We start from the raw sequence: 18,041 nt of genomic DNA on the forward strand, positions 1-18,041 counted from the left end.
CTGCGCCCTACGATCCCTTGCGGAGCTGGACAACCGTGCCCCACGGATCGAGGACCTCGCGCTCGGCCGTGACACCGCTGCCCGAGAGCGCGACATAGGCGAGCCCGCCGCGGGCCGGATCGCGCGGGCCGGCGCCGCGACTCCTCCAGATGTTGCCGGCGATGTGGTGGTGATAGCCGCCCGACGACAGGAAGCTCGCGCCGGGATAGCGGGCCACGACGTCGAGACCGATCTCGGAGGTCCACCAGTCCTCGGCAAGCTTGTCGTTCCCGACGCGCAGATGGACATGGCCGATCCTGAGCGCCTCGGGCGCCGACGCATAGGGCGCCGCGCCCGCCGGCACCGACTCGAGGATCGCGTCCACGTCGAGCGGGTCCGTGCGCATGTCGACGAGCTTGCCGTCGCTCCAGCGCCAGCCCTGCTCGGGCCGGTCGGCATAGACCTCGATGCCGTTGCCCTCGGGATCGGTGAGGTAGAAGGCCTCGCTGACCACATGGTCGGACATGCCGTCGACCGGAATCCTCCTGTCGATCGCATGCCTCACCCAGCGGCCGAGATCGGCGCGGGTCGGCATCAGGAAGGCGGTGTGGAAGAGGCCGGCGCTGCGCGGGTCATCGAGCGCCGCGCCGGGCGGCAGCGCCGAGAGTTCGAGGAAGGGGATGCCGCCCGCGCCGAGAAGCGCGTGGCCGTCCTTTTCCGCGATCGTCTCGAGGCCGAGCAGGGCTCGATAATAGGAAGCGAGCGTCGGGACGCTCTTCGCCTTCAGCCCGACGGCCGCGACATGCAACGGCCGGGTGAGCGCGAAGGGAAGCGTCGGGGAGGGTGCGGCGTCGGCCATGATCGGTTCCAATCCGGATGTCCCATCCTAGCTATGCCTATCCTCGGGGCAGGCAAAGCCGGGCCGAAGTGAACACACCGTGCTCAGAAGAGCCGCGCGCCATCGGGAACGGCGCGCTCTATCGCCGTCAGCACGACCGCGCCCTCGGTATCCGGCAGGCCGAGCGTCAGCACTTCCGACATGAAGGGGCCGATCTGGCGCGGCGGGAAATTGACCACGGCGAGCACCTGGCGGCCGACGAGTTCGTCGGCGCCGTAATGCCGGGTGATCTGCGCGGAGGATTTCTTGCGGCCGATCACCGGCCCGAAATCGATGACGAGCTTGTAGGCCGGCTTGCGCGCTTCCGGGAAGGGCGCCGCTTCGACGATGGTTCCGGCCCTGATGTCGACCTTCAGGAAATCGTCGAAACCAATCGTCGCGCTCGCCGTGTCGTCCATCGCCGCTGCTCCTTGTGAGGGTCAGCGCGACGTAGCATCGCCAGCCGCCGCGTCAAGCCGGAACGTCGCCGGCGCCAGCGGGCGGCGCCTCGCGAACAGTCGACGGGCGAGGGGACGAACGGCGGGACGAGAAGCGGCGGGCGATCCCGCAGAGCGTCCGTTCGACGCGGCCGAGCCGCTGGTCCCAGCCTTCGGCTCGCGACAGCGCCCGGTCGAGAGCCGACATGGTTCGCGACTGATCGGGATCGGTGTCGTCGACCCAGACGGCGGAAACCTTGGCCATGAGCAGCGCCAGTCCTTCGGTACGCGCGATGCCGCGCATTCCGTCCGATCCGATGCCGGCCGTCGCCAGCATGTAGCGTGCGGACGGCAGCGCGGCGGCGTTGACTGCGAGCGCCAGGGCCGGATCACGGCGGCAACTTTCGCCGAGATGCGCGATGGACCGGCGATAGGCGGCGAGGCGGTCGAAGCGGCGCATCAGGACGTCGAAGAGACGGTCGCGATGCGAATCGCCGCCGGCATCGCCGGGCTCGATCTCGTCGAGCACCGCGCGGTCGATGCGGCGCATGAAGGCACCGAGAATGGCCAGTTTGCCGTCGGCGCCTTCGCGCAATTCGCCCAGCGAGAGGTTCGCCCGGGTCGCGATCTCGGGGAGGGTGATCGCTTCGAAGCGCTTCTCGGCGAGCAGCGACATGAAGGCGTCGATGATCGGATCCGGTACTGCCTGATGCATGACTCTGCTCCCTGAAGCTGATCGGCCTTGAGAGAAGATAGGGCGCGAATGCGCCCTCTTTCAGCCCGCTAGTTCTTCGGCGCGCCGTTTTGCGGCCGCCACGGCCTGATGCATCAGCGGCCCGAGCCCGTCCTCCGCCATCAGGACCGCGAGCGCCGCCGCCGTGGTGCCGTTCGGCGAGGTGACGTTGCGGCGCAGTTCGCCGGGCGGCAGCGGCGAATGTTCGAGCAGTTCTCCCGACCCCGACACCGTCGCGCGCGCAAAGCGCTCGGCCAGTTCCGGCGGCAGGCCGGCCGCGATGCCTGCCGCGGCGAGCGCCTCGGCGAGAAGGAACACATAGGCCGGGCCGGAACCGGACATCGCGGTCACCGCATCGATGAGGCTTTCTTCGTCGACCCAGCCGACGATGCCGACCGCCTCGATTAGTGCGCCAACCAGCGCGCGGTCGGCCTTTGACACGGCTGCGTTGGCATAGAGGCCGGTGGCGCCGCGTCCGACCTGCGCGGGCGTGTTCGGCATGGCGCGGACGATCGCGCCGCCGAGCGCTGCTTCGAGCGTCGCGACCGTCGTTCCGGCCGCAATGGAGACGCTGACGGTCCTTGGCCCCACCAGCGCACGCACCGCCGGAAGCGCCGCGCCCATCATCTGCGGCTTCACCGCAATCAGCAGCACGCGCGCCACGATCCCCGAAGGCGGGACGCTTTGGTGCGCGATGCCGGCCTTCGCCAACATCTCGATTGTCTCCGGCGGCGGACCCGGATCGACCACCACCACAGCCTTGGGATCGAGTCCGACCTTCAGCCAGCCGGCGAGCAGCGCGCCGCCCATCTTGCCGGCGCCGATCAGGACGAGCGGGGATTCGGGCGTTAGTTCTGGGAAAGCCATGGTGCCACCGGTCGGTTTCGAGAGAGAGCGGTCATAGACCGGGAAGCCTTCTATTGGGAAGCCGCCGCTCCTCCGCCCGCCAGGGCGTCGAGGGCCTCGCGCATTGCCAGCAACGAAAGCGGCCCGCCATGGCCTTCGCTTTCGATGACCACCAGCCGGCTCGCCGGCCAGCGGCGATAGAGTTCGCACGGCGTGACGAGCGGGCTGCTGATGTCGCGCCGCCCGTGAATGAGCACGGCCGGGACATGCGCTATGCGGCCGATGCCCTCAAGGAGGGACTCGTTGCCGGGCCGGAAGCCGTCATGGGCGAAATAATGCGTGGCGAGCGTCGCGAAGACGAGGCCGGCTGTCTCGTCGAACCGTCCGGCCAGCGGCGCGAAGTTCGGATCGAGCGCGACATGGGTGTCTTCCCATGCATTCCAGGCAGCGGCGGCGGCGAGCCGGTCGTCGCGCGGACCGGACGCGAGCCGTCTCGCATAGGCCTCGACGATCCGTTCGCCCGGCCTGCGTTCCGACGCCTCCTCGAAGCGTTGCCAGGCCTCTGGGAAGACTCGGCCCATCGCCTCTGTCATCCAGTCGACCTCCGCGCGGCTGGTGGTCGTCACCGCCATCAGCACTAGCGCCGCGACACGGTCCGGATGTGCCTCGGCATAGGCGATGGCGAGCGTGGCGCCCCAGGAGCCGCCGGTGACGACGACGTCGCCGAATCCGAGATGGGCGCGGATCGTCTCGATATCGGCGATCAGGCGGTCGGTGGTGTTGTTGCCAAGCCTGTCGGGCCGCTCGCTCGCGAGCGGCGTGCTCCGCCCACAGCCGCGCTGGTCGATGCCGAGGATGCAGTAGCGCTCAGGATCGAAGGGGCGGCGGTAGCGATCGCCCCTGAGGCCGCTGCCCGGCCCGCCATGGAGATACAGCGCCGGCCGGCCCGCGGGATTGCCCGAAAGCTCGAAATAGATGTCGTCGCCGTCCGGCATCGTGAGATGGCCGGAGCGGAACGGGGGCGCGGGCAGGTAGAGGCCGTCGATCACGGGCGGAGGCGCATATGAAAAAGGTCGCCGCGCGGGCGGCGACCTCTCGTTGGAATCTCAGGCTGCCGTCAGGCCTCGCCGACGGTCTCGAACATAACGGTATCAAGCGCTTCCTGGGCGGGCTTGCCGGCCCAGACGACGAACTGGAACGCCTGGTAGTAGCGCTCGCAGCTCTCGATCGCGTTCTCGAGCAGGCCCTCGACCTGCGCGGCATTCGGCTCGGCGCCGCCGGCGAGGAGCATGGTCTGGCGATACATCACGACGCCTTCCTTGCCCCAGAGATCGAAATGGCCGATCCAGAGCTGCTCGTTGACCAGCGAAAGAAGGCGCATCACCTCGGTCTTGCGCGGCTCGGTCACCTTGAGATCGAACGCGCAGGCCAGGTGCATCGCCTCCATGTCCTCCATCCAGGAGAAGGAGACATGGTAGTCGCACCACCCGCCGCCGATCGCGATCGTGATCTCGTCGTCGGCCGAACGCTCGAAACTCCAGTCGTTGATCGCAGCGATATGCTCGATCGTGTCGACGGGGTTCGATCGACGGTCTTCGGTCTCGAATTCGATGAGGCTCATGGCCGATCCTCGCGCTTGATCGGAAGGGAAAGCACGCACAACAAGCAATTCCGGTCGGAGAACCGAAGTCCTCCCTCCGTTTCCGAGCGAAAGGCGGCCAGCCGAAGCGGCGACACGATCACCCGAAACCCGTATTGGCACGAAGCCAGGCAGCGCGAATCTGTTGTCTATGAATATATAGCGGTCGGTCCGAATGGCGAGATCACATTTGCTCGCGAGTGCGAAAGGCTGTTGATCGCGCTTTTGGCGGCGCCGCAGCAATCGTTGTGCGCTGCCTGATCGGAGAAAGAAAAACGCCCCGGAAATGATCCGGGGCGCGCGATGGGGACAGTCTTCGCGATCGGTCAGATCGGGCGCAGATCAACGGCCTTGGGGCCCTTGCCACGCTTGTCGGGCTCGGTCTCGAAGGAAATGCGCATGCCATCGTTGAGGCCGCTGAGGCCGGAGCGCTCGACCGCGGTGACGTGAACGAACACGTCGGATCCGCCCTGGTCGGGAGTAATGAATCCGAAGCCTTTGGAAGCATTGAAAAATTTGACGGTGCCGGTCTGGCGCATGGCCGATCCTCTCACTTTCCTGTGGCAGCGGCCCGTATGGCCGCCGTCGTCTTCGGGTCCTCAGATGTCGGTGGAAAATGCCGGTATCGTCCGATGGCCGGTGCGATGCGGAACGCCTCCTTCGCCAAGAAGCCCCCTCCCTTGAACCGCGCGACCCCAGTCTCCGTCCGTCCTTCGTCTGACCTCGCGCCTAAAGAATGCAGTAGAAATCTACGGAAATCAACGTTTTCGGCCCGCGGCCTCTGCGATGGACAGCGCTGCCCAAGAAGCGGGCGGTAACATGACAGGATGAGTGCAGGCGGAAGATCGTCGCAGCGGACCGCTTTGCTTGGCCAAGTTCGGATTGGCGCCCTCCCGAGGCTTGGTCGAGGCTTGACAAGGCCGCTCCGCTCCACTGCCGATCACGCGATCTGAACGGATCGTGATCGCCCCGGCGCCATGGCGCCTTGAATGGGGGCGCCGCCGCTCCAAGACTTTGTCGGACTGGACGTTCCAGCCTGAGAAGCTTCCGCACCATCCGACATCAGACCATCGTCCGCAGTGACGCCGACGATCACGAGGGAGACGACGCGATCATGGCCGCCACCGAACAGCCCGGCACACCCGGTTCCGAAGCCAAGCCTGCCGTCACGCAGGAAATGATCAAGCTCTACGACGAATACACGCATCTGACGCTCGATCGACGTGGCTTTATGGACAAGCTCACGAAGCTCGTCGGCAGTTCGGCCGCAGCCGCCGCCGTTGTGCCGATGCTGGCCGCCGACAAGGCGCGCGCTGCGGTCGTCGCCGAGGATGATGCCCGGATCGTGACCGAGCGCGTCAGCTTCCCCGGCCCGTCCGGCAAGCCGATCTCCGGGCTGCTCGCGAAGCCGAAGGACGCGTCCGGCAAGCTTCCGGCAGTGCTCGTCATCCACGAGAACCGCGGTCTCAACCCGCATATCGAGGACGTGACGCGGCGCTTCGCGGTGGACGGCTTCCTGACACTCGGAGTGGATCTCCTGTCGACCTCGGGCGGGACGCCTGCCGACGAGGACAAGGCCCGCGCTATGATCGGCGAGCTGAAGCCTGCCGAAGCCCTCGCCGAGGCCATCGCGGCCGTCGCGTGGCTGAAGGACAATCCCGCTTCCAACGGCAAGGTCGGCGCGGTCGGCTTCTGCTGGGGCGGTGGCATGGTCAACCAGCTTGCCGTCAACGATCCCAACCTCGTCGCCGGCGTGGCCTATTACGGAATGCAGGCGAAAGCGGCGGATGTGCCGGAGATCAAGGCGAAGCTGATGCTTCATTATGCGGGCCTCGACGAGCGCATCAATGCCGGCATCCCCGATTATGAGGCGGCGCTGAAGGCAGCGGGCACCGACTATCAGCTCTTTGTCTATGATGGCGTCAACCACGCCTTCAACAACGACACCTCTTCGGCCCGTTACGACGCCAAGGCCGCGGCGCTCGCATGGGGCCGGACGATCGATTTCCTGAAGGGCGCGCTCGCCTGAAAGGGCGCGACTGAAAGCGGCTTCTTCGCCTGCTTGTCATGAATTTGGCACGATCGCTGCATAGATTTTGACGGTCAAACCGCTCCCTCGCAACCCGGGGGAGCGGACCTTCCAAAAATCCACAGCGATTGAACAACCGATCTGTCGGGAGTTGCGTCATGACACGTCTGGGCGCGGAGGCCTGGCTGGCCGCGGCGGCCATCTGGCTGAGCATCATGTTGCCGAGTGCGGCCTTCGGCTGTGACGCTGGCCCGGATGCGGTGCCGTCCGGATTGTCGCGTACGCTGATCCACGCGCACTGACGCTCGCCCTAGATCGCAGGACCGATGTGGCCTGCGCATCGGCGCCGGATGACTCCGTGCTGGATCACTCGGCCAGCGCAACCGCATTGCGCCGGCAACCGATCCGCCAGGTCGTCAGCGCGACGCCGAGCGCCATGAGTGCAAGCAGCGCACCGACGAGCGGCAGCACGTCATAGGCGAAGCCGAGCGTCAGCGTGGCGCCGCCGATCCAGGCGCCGAGCGCGTTGCCGAGATTGAAGGCGCCCTGGTTGAGCGTCGATGCGAGATTGGGCGCCGCCGATGCGCATTCGATGACGCGCATCTGGAGTGGCGGGATCAGCACGAAGAACACGACGCCCCAGACGAACACCGTCGCCGCGGCGGCCGGCGCGAAATGGCTGCTCACTGCGAACTGAAGCAGCACCAGCGCCAGCAGGCCGAGCGCGCCCATGATCGTCTCCATGAGCCGCCAGTCGGCAAGGCGGCCACCGACGAGATTACCGATCGTGATGCCGACGCCGAAGAGGAGCAGCACGATCGTGGTGCCGCGCGGCGAGATGCCGGCGACCGTCTGCAGGATCGGCGCGATGTAGGTGAATACGGCAAAAAGGCTCGCCGAGGTCACGACGCTCATCAGCATCGCAAGCCAGACCTGTCCGTCGCGGAAGACGCGCAATTCGCTCGCGAGGCCGGCCGGCTTTTCGCCGTCACGCCCGGCGGGCACGAATGCAACGATGGCCGCCACCGAGACCAGCGCGATCGCTACCACGACGAAGAAGGTCGACCGCCAGCCGAAAGCCTGGCCGAGCGCCGTTCCCGCAGGCACGCCCAGAATGTTGGCGAGCGTCAGCCCCGCGAACATCATCGCCATGGCGCGGGCGCGCTGGTTCTGCGGAACGAGTGAAGCGGCGACGATCGAGCCGATACCGAAGAAGGCGCCATGGCCGAAGGCGGTAACCACGCGCGCGGCCATCAGCAAGCCGTAGGTCGGCGCCAGCGCGCAAAGCAGATTACCGAGGGCGAAGAGAGTGGTGAGCCCGATCAGGGTCGACTTGCGCGGCAGGCCTGCCGTGGCGATGGCGATGATCGGCCCGCCGACCACGACGCCCAGCGCGTAACCGGTAATGAGGAGGCCCGCGCGCGGGATCGAGACGCCGAGGTCCTGCGCAAGTTCGGGCAGGAGCCCCATGATCACGAATTCGGTCGTGCCGACGCCGAACGAGGCGACGGCCAGGGCGAAGATCGCCAGAGGCATGGCGGCGGATCCTGGAGCGGAACGTCGAGGGGAACTATCGCTCCCTTATGACTCCGCGCGCGCTGCCGCGATGCAGCAAAAATGCCGCAGACCGCCGCTCGATTGAGGTCGGGACTTAGTGGATGCCGCTGAAGATGCGGTCCCACCGCACCGCCCAGGGCCAGTCCCAAACCTTCCAGATCGGCGTCTGGTCGTTGATCGAGAAGAAGATGACCTGCGCCTTGCCCTCGAGATTGTCGATCGGCACGTAGCCCATCGAGTTCATGTCGCGGCTGTCGGCGGAATTGTCGCGATTGTCGCCCATCATGAAGACATGGCCGGGTGGCACTTCGTAACGCGGCGTATCGTCGAACTGCCCCTCGTCGCCCGAGATCTCGATGATCCGGTGTTCGACGCCGTCGGGCAGCGTCTCGATATATTGCGGCACCTCGGCCTGCTGTCCGAACAGGTTGGTTGTCGTGTAGTTCTCGATCTGGCGCCGCTCCACCAGCTTGTCGTTGATGTAGAGCCTGCCGCCCGTGACCTGCACCGTATCGCCGGGGAGTCCGATCACGCGCTTGATATAGTCGGTCGAACCGTCGCGCGGGCCCTTGAAGACGATGATGTCGCCCTGCTTCGGCATGGAGCCGAAGATGCGTCCCGAGAAGGGCGGGAAGCCAAACGGAAACGAATAGCGAGAATAGCCGTAGCTATACTTGGAGGCGAACAGATAATCGCCGATCTCCAGCGTCGGTATCAGGGAACCCGAGGGGATCACGAAGGGTTGAAAGAGAAAGGTCCGAACGAGGAATGCGATGACGAGTGCCTCGGCAAAGACACGAAGCGTGCCCAGAATGCCGTCATCGGCGGGCTTCTTCGCGGGCTTGCCGCCGGCATTGCCGGATGCGGTCTTCTCGGTTTCGGACATGGATGGCAATTCCGACATTGGAGGCAGCCGTGTGTAGGCGATGCGGGAGGGGCGGGCAACCGTTCCGTCCGATGTCGTATCGGCAGCACGCCGCGCGAGGCGACGGCGCTCTATGGTCCGCCTCTGAGGCGAAAATGTGAGTCGCGCCCGCGGGCGCCTTGAAGGAGTTGCGATTGACGACAGGTCACTCGATCCATCTACGCGCGATCCATATTCGCGCCGGCCTGCTGGCCGCCGGCCTCGTCGTCGCCTTTGCGGGCGCCGCGCTGGCGGACGACGCCTTCACGACCGGAGCGGTCAACATGCGCACCGGACCCGGCACCGGATACGCAAAAATCGGCACGCTGCCCCAGGGCACGGGCGTCGACATTCTCGGCTGCGTGCCGAACTGGTGCCAGGTTTCCGCCGGCGGTCCGCCCGGCTGGGTGTCCGACAACTATCTCGCCGGCTTCGTTGGCCCGCCGCCCGTCTATCGCGGTCCTCCGCCACCGCCGCCGCCTGTGATCATCACGCCGCCGCCGGTCTATTTCGAGCCGCCGCCGCCCTATTATGGTCCGCGCCCGCCCTACTACGGACCGGGACCGCGCCCGCCCTATTATGGTCCCGGCTATCCGCCGCCGCCGCCCGGATACCGTCCGCCGCCGCCTCCGCCCGATTGGGGCGCGCCCGGCTATCGGCCGCCGCCACCCGGCTACCGGCCGGACTGGGACCGTCCGGGATACCGGCGGCCGCCCGGCAATCGGCCTCAGCCTGGCTGGGACGACGAGCCCGGCTATCGCCCGCCGCCCGGCAACCGTCCGCCTCCGGGGCAGGGCGGGCAGCGTCCTCCGCCGCCGAACGCGGGCCAGGGAGGCAATCAGGGTCAGCAGAAGCCGCCCCCGCCGCCTCCGAATGCCGGACAGCGCCCGCCGCCTCCCGGGCCCGCGCCTTATCAGCCGCCGCAGGCCAAACCCCGCTCGCCGGATCAGCCGCCGATGCCCGGTCTCAACTGCACGCCCGGCTCGCTGTTCTGTCCGCCGCGCTGATCGGTGAACGCTCTGTCGTGCGGCGGCGCCCTGTCGGGATGCCGCCGCGCTTCGCTATGATGTCCGACCCTTCCGCGAGGATCGTTCCCAAGGACCCCTATGGAACTCGGCATCTACACCTTCGGCGACTGGATGGCCGATCCGCGTGACGAATCGCGGATCAGCCCGACGCAGCGCATCGCCAACCTGATCGAGGAAATCGAACTCGCCGACCAGCTCGGCCTCGACGTGTTCGGTCTCGGCGAGCATCATCGACCCGACTATCTCATCTCGGCACCCGAGGTCCTGCTCGCCGCGGCAGCAGCCCGCACGCGCAATATCCGCCTCACCAGCGCGGTGACCGTGCTCTCTTCAGACGATCCGGTGCGCGTGTTCCAGCGTTTCGCGACGCTCGATCTCGTGTCCAAGGGACGGGCCGAGATCATGGCGGGGCGGGGATCATTCATCGAATCGTTCCCCCTGTTCGGCTACGATCTCGACGATTACGACGCGCTCTTCTCCGAGAAGCTCGAGCTACTTCTGGCGCTGCGCGAGTCGGAGCGCGTGACCTGGCGAGGCACGACAAGGCCGTCGATCCAGGACCGCGGCGTCTATCCGCGCCCCCAGCAGGATCGGATCCCGATCTGGATCGCCGTCGGCGGCACGCCGCAATCGGTTGTGCGGGCCGGCGCCCTGGCTCTGCCGCTGGCGGTTGCGATCATCGGCGGCGAGCCGGAACGTTTTGCGCCGCTGGTGCAGCTCTATCGCGACGCGGCGACCCGTGCCGGCCATGACGCATCGCGGCTGCCGGTCGGCATCAACTCGCACGGCTTCATCGCCGAGACCTCGCAGAAGGCGGCCGACATTGCCTTCCCGCCCTTTGCCGACACGATGAGCCGCATCGGCCGCGAGCGCGGCTGGCCGCCGACAACGCGCGGGCAGTTCGAGGCGCAGCGCAAGCTCCGCGGCGCTCTCTTCGTCGGCAGCCCGGACGAGCTGGTGGAGAAGATCCTCTATCAGCACGAGTTCTTCAGGCACGACCGCTTCATGATCCAGTTCAGCGTCGGCACGCTGCCGCATGCCGATCTCATGAAATCGATCGAGCTCTACGGCACCAAGGTGGCGCCGGCGGTGCGAAAGGCGCTGGGGCCGGCATAGATCGCCTCGGCATACGTCCGTCTTGCGGGCCGGCCGTGATAGAGTTGCCCGCCGGGAGGCGCGATTCATGGGCGACGTATCGATCCGGCTCGCCGGGCAGGAGGACCGACCGGTCGTCGAGTGTCTGATCCAGTTATATCTCTATGATATGACGGACATTTTTCACTTTCCGATCGGGCCCGACGGGCGTTTCGAATACGATTTTCTCGACCGTTTCTGGCGCCGTCCCTATCTGATCGCGTGGCGAGGCGAACTGGCGGGCTTCGTTCTCGTGATCGACGAGAGCCCGATCACGGGAGCCACCGACCGGCAGTTCGTGGCGGAGTTCTTCGTCCTCAGGGCCTATCGCGGAAGAGGCGTCGGCGCGCAGGCGTTTCGCGAAGTCCTCCGCGCCAATCCCGGCCGCTGGCAGATCGGCGTCATGGAAAGAAACCTCGCGGCAAGCGCATTCTGGCGAAGCGTGACGACGGCCTATGCGCCCGAGGCCTTTTCCCAACAATTCGACGGCGAGCACTGGCGGGTCTACGAGTTCGAAACGGCACCCTGCCTTTAGGCATCGGCCCGGCGGCCGCATCGCGGCTCGCGCCGAAATCCCTGCCGAATCATGAAGGTCGCGCCTGGCAGCGTTAACGCACGGGCGCGTCCAGGGGCGGCGGGTGACGAAATTTTAACTGTGTTTTTACCTCGGAAAGCTCGGAAATCCGCCATTTCGGGCAACCGAAGGCGTTTTGGCGTTAACCGGCCGTTAACCGGAACGGGCCGAGAAAATGCTTAACAGAACGCAAAGAGCACGCCGTGAGCACAGCAGCAAAACAGCGCCAGACGATCCGATTCCGGGGCCGTTCCTTCCTCGCCACCGTTCTCGCGCCCGAGCTGCCGCTCGGCGAATGGCTGGCCGAGCTCGACAAGCTGGCCGGCCGCTCGCAGGGCTATTTCGCCTCGCGTCCCGTCATTCTCGACGTCTCCAACCTGCCCATCACCAAGCGTGACTTCACCGACCTGCTCGCGACGCTCTACGAGCGCGAGATCAAGGTGATGGGGGTCGAGGGCGCCGATCCGAGCTGGCTCGGCTATGGCCTGCCGCCGTCCGTGAGCGGTGGCAAGCACGCGGAAATCGTGCACCGGCCGTCCGCCGAGCCACCCAAGCCGCAGCAGGGATTTGCCGATCGGCCGATCCCCTCGCTCCTGATCGAGACGCCGGTTCGCTCCGGCCAGTCGATCATCTTCCCGCAGGGTGACGTGACCGTCGTCGGCTCGGTCGCCTCCGGGGCCGAGATCATCGCCGGCAACTCGGTCCACATCTACGGCTCGCTGCGTGGACGCGCCATCGCGGGAACGACGGGCAACGCCGCCGCCCGCATCTTCTGCCAGAAATTCGAGGCCGAGCTCATCGCCATCGACGGGCTCTACCAGACGGCCGACGAGATCGACGCCAAGTTCCGCGGCAAGGCCGTCCAGGCCTGGCTCGCGGACGACAAGATGAACATGGCCGCTCTGGCCTGACCTGAGATTTGAGGAGCAAGGGGTATGTCGCAGGTTCTGGTGGTCACATCGGGCAAGGGCGGCGTCGGCAAGACGACGTCCACGGCAGCGCTCGGCGCGGCGCTCGCGCTCGGCGGCAATCGCGTCGCCGTCGTCGACTTTGACGTCGGCCTGCGCAATCTCGACCTCGTGATGGGCGCCGAGCGCCGCGTGGTCTACGACCTCATCAATGTCGTGCAGGGCGAGGCGAAGCTCCAGCAGGCGCTTATCCGCGACAAGCGGCTCGAGACGCTCTACCTGCTGCCCGCCTCGCAGACCCGCGACAAGGACGCGCTGACCTCCGAGGGCGTCGCCCGCGTCATGGAGGAGCTGCGCGACAGCTTCGACTGGATCGTCTGCGATTCGCCGGCCGGCATCGAGCGCGGCGCGCTGCTCGCCATGCGCCATGCCGACGTCGCCGTCGTCGTGACCAATCCCGAGGTCTCCTCGGTGCGCGACAGCGATCGCATCATCGGCATGCTCGACGCCAAGACCGAGAAGGCCGAGCGCGGCGAGTACATGGAGAAGCACCTGCTGCTCACCCGCTACGACGCGACGCGCGCCGAGCGCGGGCAGATGCTGAAGGTCGACGACGTTCTCGAGATCCTGTCGATCCCGCTGCTCGGCATCATCCCGGAGAGCGATGCGGTGCTGAACGCTTCCAATGTGGGCTCGCCGGTGACGCTGGCCGCCGCGGAGAGCGCCCCGGCCCGCGCCTATCTCGACGCCGCGCGGCGCCTCGAGGGCGATGTGGTTCCGATGATCATCCCGGCCGACAAGCGCGTCGGCCTGATGGGCAAGCTGTTCGGGCGGAGGGCTGCATGACGATCTTCGATTTCTTCCGGCCGACCCGTTCGGCCCCGGTGGCGCGCGACCGCCTGCAGATCCTGCTGCAGCACGAGCGGGTCTCGGCCGGCGCCAGCGACCTCGTGGCGATCCTGCGCGAGGAGATCCTCGCGGTGATCTCGCGCCACGTCGACATCCCGTCCGACAAGGTGCAGGTCAAGATGCAGCGCGACGAGGCCGTCTCGACACTCGAAGTCGAGATCGAGCTGCCCAACCCGATCCGTCGCCGCGCCGCCTAGCGGCTTCTCCGGAGGAGCCGGCCGCAAGGCCGGTTCAGTAGTAGCTTCGGACGAGATCCTGAACGCGCTGCTCATAGCTGAGACGGGTGGCGCGAGCGCGTGCCCCAGTTTGCAGCGACGCGAGACGACCCGTGTCGCTGCCAATCTCCGCCAGTGCATCGGCGAGAGCGCTCTCGACGGCGGTCCGGCTGCGACCCCTTGTCGGGACCACCACGCCGCATGTCTCGTCGACGACAACGCCCGGTCCACCAAGATCGAGGCAGACGACGGGCAGGCCATGCGCCATCGCCTCGCCGATCGCCTGTCCGGCCGAATCGTGCAGGCTCGGAAAGACGAAGACGTCGTGAGCGGCATAGAGCCTGCTCATTTCGGCATGTGGCAAGCTGCCCACGAAGCGGACGATGTCCTCGATGCCGAGATCAGCGGCGATCCCGCGAAGATAAGCTTCCTCGGGGCCGGAACCGGCAATCGTGAAGGACAGGCCGCCTATACGATCGCGGAGGCGGGCCAGTGCGCCTAGCGCCAACTGAGCGCCTTTCCAGTATTCGAGACGTCCAGCAAAAAGGACGGCGAGGCCCCGATTGGTACCCGCCGGGCGGAGCGCGCCGGCGGCCAGTGAGGGTGCGTAGATGTCGGTGACTACAAAAGCCTTGTCGCGCCACCATGGCGGGACAATTCGCCTGGTCGCTTCGTCGGTGACCAGGATCGCATCGGCTTGACCGAGGCAGCGCAGGACCATCGGGTCGAACCGGCTCGCCATGTTGAGCACGTCGCGCTTGGCCTCGAATTTCCGGCCCCGGTCAGGAAATCCGTTGCGCAGCCGCCATGGCGAACTCTGTCCACCGCCGACCGGGCCGAACACGAAACGCGGCCCCAGCCCGCCCAGAAACGACGGCCACCGAAGGACCGTCCAGGTCAGGTGATGGATGACGTCGTAGCGGTTCCGCGCATGCAGCTCCGCGACCACCCGGCGGGCCTTCATCTGCCAGACATAGTAGTGCTGCCGAATGCCCTTCGCGTTGGCATATCCCGGTCCCGGCCAGCCGGGGATATCATGCCAGGCGAAGTCGAGCCGATCAGGCCAGTCATGCGTCGCGCGATAGCGCTCGATGGCCTCGCGATGATGGCTGCCACAGGTGAGCACCGTCACGTCGTGCCCTTGCCGTGCCATTTCGGCGGCGAGGTTCCAGCCCTTGCCGAGTTCGGATCCCGCGCCGGGTTCGCAGGCATAGGCTGAGGCGAGTATGCGCATCCGCGAACGCTCCTCCGTTCCAATGTCCACAAGAGACAGTCGGTAGGAGGAGATTTCAGCCTCTTTCTGTCAAACCACCCCTTTGGGCGCGAGCCCCCCTGAATGGGTGGTCGGGTGCGGTCCTCGTCATCCTTTCGGCCGATCTTGTCCTGACGCGCTCCGGAAGCCCTTCTCTAGACGAAGCGCGGGATCGGGCCATCCTGCGGGGTCTGGTCGGGCAGGTCGATGAAGACCTCGTCGACATAGCACCAGCCCCAGCCTTCCGGCGGATCATATCCCTCGATGATCGGGTGGCCGGTCGCGTGAAAATGTCGGGTGGCGTGCTTGTTGGGGGAATCGTCGCAGCAGCCGACATGGCCGCAACTGCGGCAGAGGCGCAGATGCACCCACCAGCTGCCGCTCTTGAGGCACTCTTCGCATCCCTTGGCGCTCGGCTTCACCGTGTGGATGCTATCCAGGTGGCTGCATTCGTCGCTCATTGCGCATCGGCTCCGACAGGGGCGGGGGCCTGGCCGCGGGCGGCCAGGAACTGGTGGATCGCGGCACAGACCTGAGCGCCCTCGCCGACGGCGGCTGCGACGCGTTTGACCGAGCCCGCGCGGACGTCGCCGGCGGCGAAGATGCCGGCGATGCTTGTCTCGAGGGCGTGGCGCCCCGGCTCCCGCCCGGTCTCGACGAAGCCGTGCGGATCGAGGGCGACGCCGCTTCCCGAAAGCCAGTCGGTATTCGGATCGGCGCCGATGAAGAGGAAGACGTGGCGCACAGGGCGGCGGGTTTCGGCACCGGTGCCGCGATGGCGCCAGGTGACATGAGAAAGCTCGCCGCCCGCCCCCTCAAGGGCAACGATCTCGCTCATCGTCGACAATTCGACATTCGGAAGCGAGGCGATGCGGTCGATCAGATAGCGCGACATGCTCGCGGCCAACCCTTCGCCGCGCACGAGCATGTGGACCTTGGCCACCTGCGCCGCGAGGAACACGGCGGCCTGACCGGCCGAGTTGCCGCCACCGACCAGCACCACTTCCTGGCCGGCGCAGAGCTTCCGCTCCAGCGGCGAGGCCCAGTAATGCACGCTCGCGCCCTCGAAGTCGGTGATGCCGGGAATGGGCGGATGGCGGTAGCGCGCGCCGCTCGCGACCACGACCGATCGCGCGGTGGCGGTCTCGCCGGCGTCGAGGGCGAGGCGGAAGCAGCCGTCCCCGGTCGCGGCGATCGCCGTCGCCGTGTCGGGGATCGCAAGCTCGGCGCCGAATTTCTGCGCCTGGTTGTAGGCCCTCGCCATCAGCGCCATGCCGGTGATGCCGGTTGGGAAGCCGAGATAGTTCTCGATGCGGGCGGACGCGCCGGCCTGGCCGCCGAAGGCACGGGAATCGAGAACGAGGACCGAAAGCCCTTCCGACGCCGCGTAGACGGCCGTGGCGAGACCCGCGGGACCGGCGCCGACCACCGCAACGTCATAGACGGTCGCGGGATCGATCGGCCGAACAAGACCGAGGCAGCGGCCGAGAGCGGATTCGTCCGGATTGCGCAACACGTCGCCATTCGAGCAGACGACGATCGGCAGGGCCTCGGGCGGGACTGCGAAACGGGCGACGATTGCGCGGGCCGCGTCGTCGCTGTCCGGGTCGAGACGCTGGTTGGGAATGCCGTTGCGCGAAAGGAAGCCCTGCAGCCGCAGCACGTCGCCATCGTCGGCGCGGCCGACGATCACCGGCCCTGCATTCGCCTCGATCAGGCCGACGCGGCGCAGGATCAGCGCCCGCATGATGCGCTCGCCGAGATCGGCCTCGGCGACCATGAGGGCGCGGAGCCGCGCGGCGGGAATGGCCAGCCCCTCGACGGCGCCGACGGCCCGGGCGTCGATCAAGGCGGGCCGATCCGCGAGCTGCGAGATCTCGCCGACGAACTGGCCGGGGCCGTGCTCGACGACGAGATCTTCCTCGCCGGCCGCGTCGCGACGGGTGACGGCGACGTGTCCGGACCGGACCACCACCAGCCCGCCGAGTTGCGAGCCGGCGCGCACGAGATGATCACCATCGGCATAGGAGATCGGGCTGGCGAACCGCTCCAGCCGCGTCAGGTCGTCGTCCGAAAGGACCGGAAACATCTGGTGGTGGCGGCTTTCCGTCGTCGACTCCATGGCGGGCCTCAATAATGCGGCGGTGGCGGCTCGGGGGCGTTGCCGCGGCCGGCGCGGTCCTCTGCCTCGGCGAGCCGGTCTTCGAGCCGCGCCACCAGACGCGTCAGGCGGTCGATCTCTTTCCACTGCGCCAGCAGCACCTCGTTCATTTCGTCGAGGCTCCGCTCGTGATGAGCGGCGCGGATTTCCAGCGCGTCGACGCGGTCGGGCACGGAAGGATCGCTCATCGGGTGCCACTCCGCCTCGGCAGTTCCGGCAGCATGCCGTAAACCTCGATGGCGAGGGCGCGAACCTCTGCCGCAGCCTTGCTGCTCGGGAAGGACTCGATCACCGTGCCGCCGCTGCCCATGGTCTGACCATAGGCAACGCGGTTGACGAGTTGCGTTGCGGCCAGCGGCGCCGGCAGGGCGTTGAGGGCAGCGAGCACCGCCTCGCCGATCGGGCGCGCCGGCGCCCGGTTCACCACCAGCACGGCCGGCGGCCCGCCGCGCTCGACAAGTTCCAGCGTCGCTTCGGTCGCCCAGAGATCGACGGGCGTCGGCTGCACGGGAACGACGACGAGATCGGCGGCTTCGATCACGTTGCGCGCCTCGAGATCGGATCGCGGCGGCATGTCGATGAGGACGAGGTCATGCTCGCGCGCGAGCAGCCGAGCTTCGCGCTTGGCGCCCCAGCCGCTGGCCGTGCGCATCTCAAGTCCGGTCGCGCCTTCGCCGAGCCGCCGCTCGCGCCGCTCGAACCACTGACCGAGGCTTCCCTGCGGATCGACGTCGAGAATGGCGACACGCCGCGTCACGGCATGGGCGACGGCGAGATGGGCGGCGAGCGTCGTCTTGCCGGAGCCGCCCTTCTGCTGCGCGACCACAAGGATCCTGCCTGGCACCTGGTGGGTCTCCTG

The 18,041-nt window shown here is 67.2% G+C and carries 22 protein-coding genes; 8 read left to right on the top strand and 14 right to left on the bottom strand.

Features of this window, described 5'->3' with window-relative positions; translation table 11 throughout:
• Positions 1-7: 7 nt before the first annotated feature.
• From QO015_RS19755 to QO015_RS19785, 7 genes are all read right to left on the bottom strand, one after another.
• The gene (locus tag QO015_RS19755; RefSeq protein ID WP_266283771.1) at positions 8-838 is read right to left on the bottom strand and encodes a VOC family protein; all 831 of its coding nucleotides are present in this window, start codon (positions 836-838) and stop codon (positions 8-10) included.
• Between the two features lie 83 nt (positions 839-921).
• Positions 922-1,275 carry a tRNA-binding protein gene (locus QO015_RS19760; protein ID WP_266283772.1) on the bottom strand — a complete coding sequence of 118 codons (354 nt, stop codon included), beginning with the start codon at positions 1,273-1,275 and terminating at the stop codon, positions 922-924.
• Between the two features lie 52 nt (positions 1,276-1,327).
• The gene (locus QO015_RS19765; protein WP_266283773.1) at positions 1,328-2,008 is read right to left on the bottom strand and encodes a TetR/AcrR family transcriptional regulator; all 681 of its coding nucleotides are present in this window, start codon (positions 2,006-2,008) and stop codon (positions 1,328-1,330) included.
• Positions 2,009-2,068: 60 nt separating this feature from the next.
• Positions 2,069-2,893 (bottom strand): pyrroline-5-carboxylate reductase, encoded by an 825-nt coding sequence (gene proC, locus QO015_RS19770; protein WP_266283774.1) that lies wholly within the window; start codon positions 2,891-2,893, stop codon positions 2,069-2,071.
• A 50-nt stretch (positions 2,894-2,943) separates the two neighbouring features.
• Entirely contained in the window at positions 2,944-3,921 is a 978-nt protein-coding gene (gene pip, locus QO015_RS19775; RefSeq protein WP_266283776.1) for a prolyl aminopeptidase, read from the bottom strand.
• Between the two features lie 68 nt (positions 3,922-3,989).
• Positions 3,990-4,493, bottom strand: a complete 504-nt coding sequence (locus QO015_RS19780) for a type III secretion system chaperone family protein (protein WP_266283778.1) — start codon at positions 4,491-4,493, stop codon at positions 3,990-3,992.
• A 344-nt stretch (positions 4,494-4,837) separates the two neighbouring features.
• Entirely contained in the window at positions 4,838-5,050 is a 213-nt protein-coding gene (locus tag QO015_RS19785) for a cold-shock protein (RefSeq protein WP_266283780.1), read from the bottom strand.
• A 575-nt stretch (positions 5,051-5,625) separates the two neighbouring features.
• Here QO015_RS19785 and QO015_RS19790 point away from each other — a divergent pair.
• Positions 5,626-6,540 (top strand): dienelactone hydrolase family protein, encoded by a 915-nt coding sequence (locus tag QO015_RS19790; RefSeq protein WP_266283781.1) that lies wholly within the window; start codon positions 5,626-5,628, stop codon positions 6,538-6,540.
• Positions 6,541-6,698: 158 nt separating this feature from the next.
• Positions 6,699-6,842 (top strand): hypothetical protein, encoded by a 144-nt coding sequence (locus QO015_RS19795; RefSeq protein WP_266283782.1) that lies wholly within the window; start codon positions 6,699-6,701, stop codon positions 6,840-6,842.
• 64 nt (positions 6,843-6,906) lie between these two features.
• On the opposite strand, the gene QO015_RS19800 is transcribed toward QO015_RS19795, so the two are convergent.
• Complete coding sequence (locus tag QO015_RS19800; protein WP_266283783.1) at positions 6,907-8,076, bottom strand: MFS transporter; 1,170 nt, start codon at positions 8,074-8,076, stop codon at positions 6,907-6,909.
• Positions 8,077-8,191: 115 nt separating this feature from the next.
• A complete protein-coding gene (gene lepB, locus QO015_RS19805) occupies positions 8,192-8,983 on the bottom strand; it encodes a signal peptidase I (protein ID WP_266283784.1) in 792 nt (263 codons plus the stop codon).
• A gap of 173 nt (positions 8,984-9,156) precedes the next feature.
• On the opposite strand from lepB, the gene QO015_RS19810 reads away from it, so the two are divergent.
• The 6 genes from QO015_RS19810 to minE all read left to right on the top strand — a co-directional run bounded on the left by QO015_RS19810 (position 9,157) and on the right by minE (position 13,751).
• Positions 9,157-10,008, top strand: a complete 852-nt coding sequence (locus QO015_RS19810; protein WP_266283785.1) for an SH3 domain-containing protein — start codon at positions 9,157-9,159, stop codon at positions 10,006-10,008.
• 99 nt (positions 10,009-10,107) lie between these two features.
• Entirely contained in the window at positions 10,108-11,145 is a 1,038-nt protein-coding gene (locus QO015_RS19815) for an LLM class flavin-dependent oxidoreductase (protein ID WP_266283786.1), read from the top strand.
• 22 nt (positions 11,146-11,167) lie between these two features.
• Positions 11,168-11,698 carry a GNAT family N-acetyltransferase gene (locus tag QO015_RS19820; protein WP_307291001.1) on the top strand — a complete coding sequence of 177 codons (531 nt, stop codon included), beginning with the start codon at positions 11,168-11,170 and terminating at the stop codon, positions 11,696-11,698.
• Between the two features lie 242 nt (positions 11,699-11,940).
• Positions 11,941-12,648, top strand: coding sequence for a septum site-determining protein MinC (minC, locus tag QO015_RS19825; protein WP_266283788.1), 708 nt, complete (start codon positions 11,941-11,943; stop codon positions 12,646-12,648).
• 24 nt (positions 12,649-12,672) lie between these two features.
• On the top strand, positions 12,673-13,491 hold the full coding sequence (gene minD, locus QO015_RS19830; RefSeq protein ID WP_266283789.1) for a septum site-determining protein MinD: 819 nt from the start codon (positions 12,673-12,675) through the stop codon (positions 13,489-13,491).
• Positions 13,488-13,751, top strand: coding sequence for a cell division topological specificity factor MinE (minE, locus tag QO015_RS19835; RefSeq protein WP_266283791.1), 264 nt, complete (start codon positions 13,488-13,490; stop codon positions 13,749-13,751). The genes minD and minE overlap by 4 nt, the downstream gene beginning before the upstream one ends.
• A gap of 34 nt (positions 13,752-13,785) precedes the next feature.
• Here the strand turns inward: minE and QO015_RS19840 are convergent, their stop codons facing one another.
• From QO015_RS19840 to parA, 5 genes are all read right to left on the bottom strand, one after another.
• Positions 13,786-15,003 carry a glycosyltransferase family 4 protein gene (locus QO015_RS19840; RefSeq protein ID WP_266283793.1) on the bottom strand — a complete coding sequence of 406 codons (1,218 nt, stop codon included), beginning with the start codon at positions 15,001-15,003 and terminating at the stop codon, positions 13,786-13,788.
• Positions 15,004-15,176: 173 nt separating this feature from the next.
• Positions 15,177-15,482 carry a UBP-type zinc finger domain-containing protein gene (locus QO015_RS19845; RefSeq protein ID WP_266283794.1) on the bottom strand — a complete coding sequence of 102 codons (306 nt, stop codon included), beginning with the start codon at positions 15,480-15,482 and terminating at the stop codon, positions 15,177-15,179.
• Positions 15,479-17,143 carry an FAD-dependent oxidoreductase gene (locus tag QO015_RS19850; protein ID WP_266283796.1) on the bottom strand — a complete coding sequence of 555 codons (1,665 nt, stop codon included), beginning with the start codon at positions 17,141-17,143 and terminating at the stop codon, positions 15,479-15,481. Before QO015_RS19850 ends, QO015_RS19845 begins: the two co-directional genes overlap by 4 nt.
• Before the next feature lie 8 nt (positions 17,144-17,151).
• Positions 17,152-17,370, bottom strand: coding sequence for a SlyX family protein (locus QO015_RS19855; protein WP_266283797.1), 219 nt, complete (start codon positions 17,368-17,370; stop codon positions 17,152-17,154).
• Positions 17,367-18,026 (bottom strand): ParA family partition ATPase, encoded by a 660-nt coding sequence (gene parA, locus QO015_RS19860; RefSeq protein ID WP_266283799.1) that lies wholly within the window; start codon positions 18,024-18,026, stop codon positions 17,367-17,369. Before parA ends, QO015_RS19855 begins: the two co-directional genes overlap by 4 nt.
• Positions 18,027-18,041: the final 15 nt, after the last annotated feature.

Origin of the sequence: Kaistia geumhonensis, from assembly GCF_030815145.1 — a bacterium.
Classification (GTDB): domain Bacteria; phylum Pseudomonadota; class Alphaproteobacteria; order Rhizobiales; family Kaistiaceae; genus Kaistia; species Kaistia geumhonensis.